The organism is Clostridioides sp. ES-S-0123-01, assembly GCF_020658415.1.
Lineage (GTDB): Bacteria > Bacillota > Clostridia > Peptostreptococcales > Peptostreptococcaceae > Clostridioides.
On record NZ_JACVWD010000017.1, the window covers coordinates 1 to 4575 of the forward strand.

Sequence of the window (4575 nt, forward strand, 5' to 3'; positions counted from 1 at the left end):
CGGGAACTTTACGTGTTTTGAGAGGCGTTTTTGTTCCATCCATATTAAGTTCAATATCATAAATATTTTTTATAGTAGCTGGTCTTTTAGATAGTATTGCAACTTTATCTGATATGCTTATTGCTTCTGCCATCGCTACAAAAGTGCGACCTATCAGACAACGAAACTAAGTCATCTATGTCAGCACCCATATAAACAATGCTAAGAGTGTTGCTAGAACTATCCCAAACTATAGAATCAATAATAGTAGACAACAATAACTTCTTATTATCCAAATTAGCATCATCAACCATATTGTTAAACTTTTCTAAATTACTAACAACAATATCTAAATTAACACTGGCATTTTTAATATCAGCATTGTTATCTTCTAAGTTTCTAACCTTAACTTTTAATTCTTCAATTTCACTATTTAAACTTTCAATCTGAGAGATAATATAATTAGAAGCAACACTACCAGTATTTTTAGCAAGTTCTATAACTAAATTACTGATGATTTTTTCTTTATCCTTAATAAAATTCCTAAATAAATTAATCTCACTATTAATACTATTTGATGCATTATCAACTTTAATCTTATTTTCATGAAAAGCATCTATAATAGATTCTACATTGCAATTTTTAATTCTTTCAATAACAATAGCTTCAACTAAAGGTCCTTTAAGATTTTTACAATTACAAGCATCAACACCAAGATTCTTTTTAGTACCACATACATAATAATACTTTAATTCTTTATCAGTTCGTTTGCCTTTATAAGTAATTCTCATATTAGAACCACACTTAGAACATTTTAAAATTCCTGATAATAAAGCAACTTTACCAGTAGCAATTCTTGGACTCTTATCACGATTAGCATCAAGTAAACCTTGAACTTCAAGCCAAGTAGTAGAATCTATAATTCCTTTATGTTTAGCAATAGCTGCTATAGGTGTAGATGTATTTTTAGCATAAGTAAGTATTCCACATTCATTATCAGGAGTACCGATAACTTCCATATTATTATTTCTAAGATATTCTACAACAACATCATTAGCTTTTACATAAACAGGACTTCTAAGTATACCAGATAATGAACTAGGGTCAAATTTACCACCACGAGGACCTTTTATTCCATTGTGATAAACATATTTGTATAATTGAGATAAAGATCTAAGTTCTAGATACTTAGCATAAACTATTTTAACAACTTCCATCTCATCATCACTAACTTCTAACTGATACATACTTCTTTCTTTTAGGTTTTCATCTAAGTATTTGATTTTTTTACTGCTAAATCCATGAGGTGTTTTACCACCTAGCCATCTCCCAGTACGAGCAAGTTCATACATATTATCTTTTATACGTTCAGCTATTGTTTCTCTTTCAAGCTGTGCAAATACACTAGATATAAACATCATAGCTCTTCCCATTGGAGTAGAAGTGTCAAATTGCTCTTTGATAGATATAAAAGATATATCTAGTTTATTTAATTTTTCTATTAGAGTAGAGAAGTCAGATACATTTCTTGATATTCTATCCAATCTATAGCACACAAGATAATCAAATTTGTTTGCTTTTGCATCTTGCATCATTTTTTTAAACTGAGGTCTATCTATATTACCACCACTAAAGCCTTCATCTTCATATATTAAAAAATCTTTTATACCAACAGATTTAGCATAGTCCATACATAGTTGTATTTGATTTTCTATAGATTCACCTTTGCCCGTAAATTTTGATTTTCTTGAATAAATTGCAGCCTTCATAAGTTTAACCCCCTTAAACTTTGGTATAAATTGACTTGAATAAGTAATATTCTGGTATTCAACTTCATATCACAAAAGAGTAGATGTATTTATCAGAGCACCCATTATAGTAGTATTTTCAATACGTATAGGTATTAATAGTGTTTTATTATTTACTTATATATAAATATATGATGTAAAGAATACATTAAATGTTAATAATACATTTTTATTGCATCATATGAAAAAATACTGATTTCGTTTTCATAGAGAAACTTGAGACTTAATTAGTTGTGTCAAGACAAGTCTATAACCTCATAGATTAATATAATAACTCAATTAAGGCATAGGGGGGTTATATATGGATATAAAAGTTGTGGAGATTTTTCCTACAAATCCACTAGAACTAAAAAAAATAGAATCAGCTAAAGCTATATGGTTTGTAAATGCATTAAGAAAAAAGTATCCTGAGGAAGTTTTAGATAAAGCCTTTAAGATACTAGAAGAAGATTTGGAAAAAAGTGAAGCTAAAGCTTAAAATCTTGATAAGGTATACATATGATATAAGAGAGGAAAAACAAATGAGAAAATATTTGGATTCACATATATTTTATGAGACTAATGCATTAAAAGAGAAGAGTGGTTAGAAAAAAGAAAATCGGAAATCTCCCCCCTACGTTTAAAAATAGACGTAGGGGCATTAATATTTATTTTTTATAAAGAAGTTTCTCTTAAAACTAAATTTTCATTTCTTTCAATTAGATGTCTAATAGACCATTCATTTTGAAATAACAATACTGGATTGCTATTTTTATCTTCAACTAGTATTGTATCCATTGGTATTGAAAGCTTATCCGATTTGAAAGTATCAGGTTCAATCCAACGTATGTGACGATAAGGTAGTGTATTCATTATCATATCAACACCATATTCTTGTTTTAGACGATATTCTAAAACTTCAAATTGAAGAACTCCAACGACTCCTACAATAAGTTCTTCCATACCAAAATTAGGTTGTTTGTATATCTGTATAGTACCTTCTTCTGATAATTGTGTAAGACCTTTTAAGAACTGTTTTCTTTTAAGAGCATTCTTTGTAGATACTCTTACAAAATGTTCAGGAGCAAATTGTGGTATACCAGTGTATTGTAAATTTGATTTTTTTTCACTTAATGTATCACCAATATTAAATATTCCTGGATCATGTATCCCTATAATGTCCCCTGGATAAGCTGAATCTATTATAACACGGTCTTGGGCTACAAACTGTTGAGGTTGTGAAAGTTTAACCTTTTTATTTCTTTGTACATGAGTTACTGTCATACCTTTTTCAAATTTACCAGAGCAAATTCTTAAAAATGCAATTCTATCTCTATGAGATTTATCCATATTAGCTTGAATTTTAAATATAAATCCTGAGAAGCTATTAGAATTAGGGTCAATATCACCTAAATTACTGCTACGAGGATTTGGTGGAGGTGTTATTTCTAAGAACGATTCTAAAAATGGTTCTACACCAAAGTTGGTAAGGGCACTTCCGAAGAACACAGGCGTCAATTCACCATTTAATACTCCGTCTAAATTAAAATTATCTCCAGCAATATCTAAAAGTTCAATATCCTCTAGTAGTTTTTCATGAAGAGCATCACCTAATAAAGTATTAAATTTTTCATCAGATATATCTCCAGTTGTAGATTTAGCAATAGATTGTCCATGGTTACCATCATCAAATAGTTCAACTTGATTTTTATGACGGTTAAACACACCTTTGAACTCTTTACCAGAACCAATTGGCCAGTTTACTGGACAAGAGCGAATTCCTAGAACATTTTCAATATCTTCAAGTAGTTCAAAGGGATCCTTTCCTTGACGGTCCATTTTATTTATAAAAGTGAAAATTGGTATTCCTCTCATTTTACAAACTTGGAATAATTTCTTTGTCTGATCCTCGACACCTTTAGCAGAGTCAATAACCATTACTGCACAGTCTGCTGCCATAAGAGTCCTATAAGTGTCCTCACTAAAATCTTGATGCCCTGGAGTATCAAGAATATTTATACAAAAGTTGTTATATTCAAATTGAAGAACACTTGATGCAACAGATATACCTCTTTGTTTTTCAATTTCCATCCAGTCAGATACTGCATGTTTTTGAGATCTTCTTGATTTAACTGATCCTGCTTCACGAATGGCACCACCATATAATAGAAACTTTTCAGTTAATGTAGTTTTTCCTGCATCGGGATGGGAAATGATTGCAAAGGTTCTTCTTCTTTTAACTTCATCAATCAAGCTTAAATTTTGTTCTGTCATTTTTTATCATCCTTTATTTTAATTTTACGATTATCCAAATATAAAAAATTATATTTATTAATAGTTTTAAAATGAACATAATTTTCCATATGCTATAAAAAACTACAATCCTATTAATATTATAACTTTATTGCAAAACTGTCAATATGAAAACCTTATGAAAATAGCTTTACTATCTTACTGTATAGCACAAACCCCTTTTTAAGATTAAAAGGACTTTTTTATAATTCCTAGCTCGTTAGAAGCAATAGCACCCTCAACTATTCTACATTTCATACATATTAAGATTGACTATAACAACTTCATATTTATGAGTATTATCATGAAAAATATCTGAGTTAGAATCTAAATGGATGGATTTAAATAAAATAGATTAATTCCTAAAGTTGCACTTTTATAGAAAGTGCATCTGCCATCGCTACAAAAGTGCGACCTATCAGACAACGAAACTAAGTCATCTATGTCAGCACCCATATAAACAATGCTAAGAGTGTTGCTAGAACTATCCCAAACTATAGAATCAATAATAGTAGAC

General features: G+C 29.7%; 4 protein-coding genes. 1 reads left to right on the forward strand and 3 read right to left on the reverse strand.

Translation table 11 applies throughout. From position 1 onward, the window contains the following. Positions 1–104: 104 nt before the first annotated feature. On the reverse strand, positions 105–1748 hold the full coding sequence (locus tag IC175_RS19085; protein WP_227482659.1) for a recombinase family protein: 1644 nt from the start codon (positions 1746–1748) through the stop codon (positions 105–107). A gap of 340 nt (positions 1749–2088) precedes the next feature. On the opposite strand from IC175_RS19085, the gene IC175_RS19090 reads away from it, so the two are divergent. Continuing rightward, positions 2089–2265, forward strand: coding sequence for a hypothetical protein (locus IC175_RS19090; protein ID WP_227437652.1), 177 nt, complete (start codon positions 2089–2091; stop codon positions 2263–2265). Between the two features lie 176 nt (positions 2266–2441). Here IC175_RS19090 and IC175_RS19095 read toward each other — a convergent pair whose 3' ends face one another. Both IC175_RS19095 and IC175_RS19100 read right to left on the reverse strand, forming a co-directional pair. After that, a complete protein-coding gene (locus tag IC175_RS19095; protein ID WP_227437655.1) occupies positions 2442–4040 on the reverse strand; it encodes a peptide chain release factor 3 in 1599 nt (532 codons plus the stop codon). Between the two features lie 345 nt (positions 4041–4385). Beyond that, a partial coding sequence (locus IC175_RS19100) for a hypothetical protein (protein WP_227437657.1) occupies positions 4386–4575 on the reverse strand: 190 nt, incomplete at its 5' end.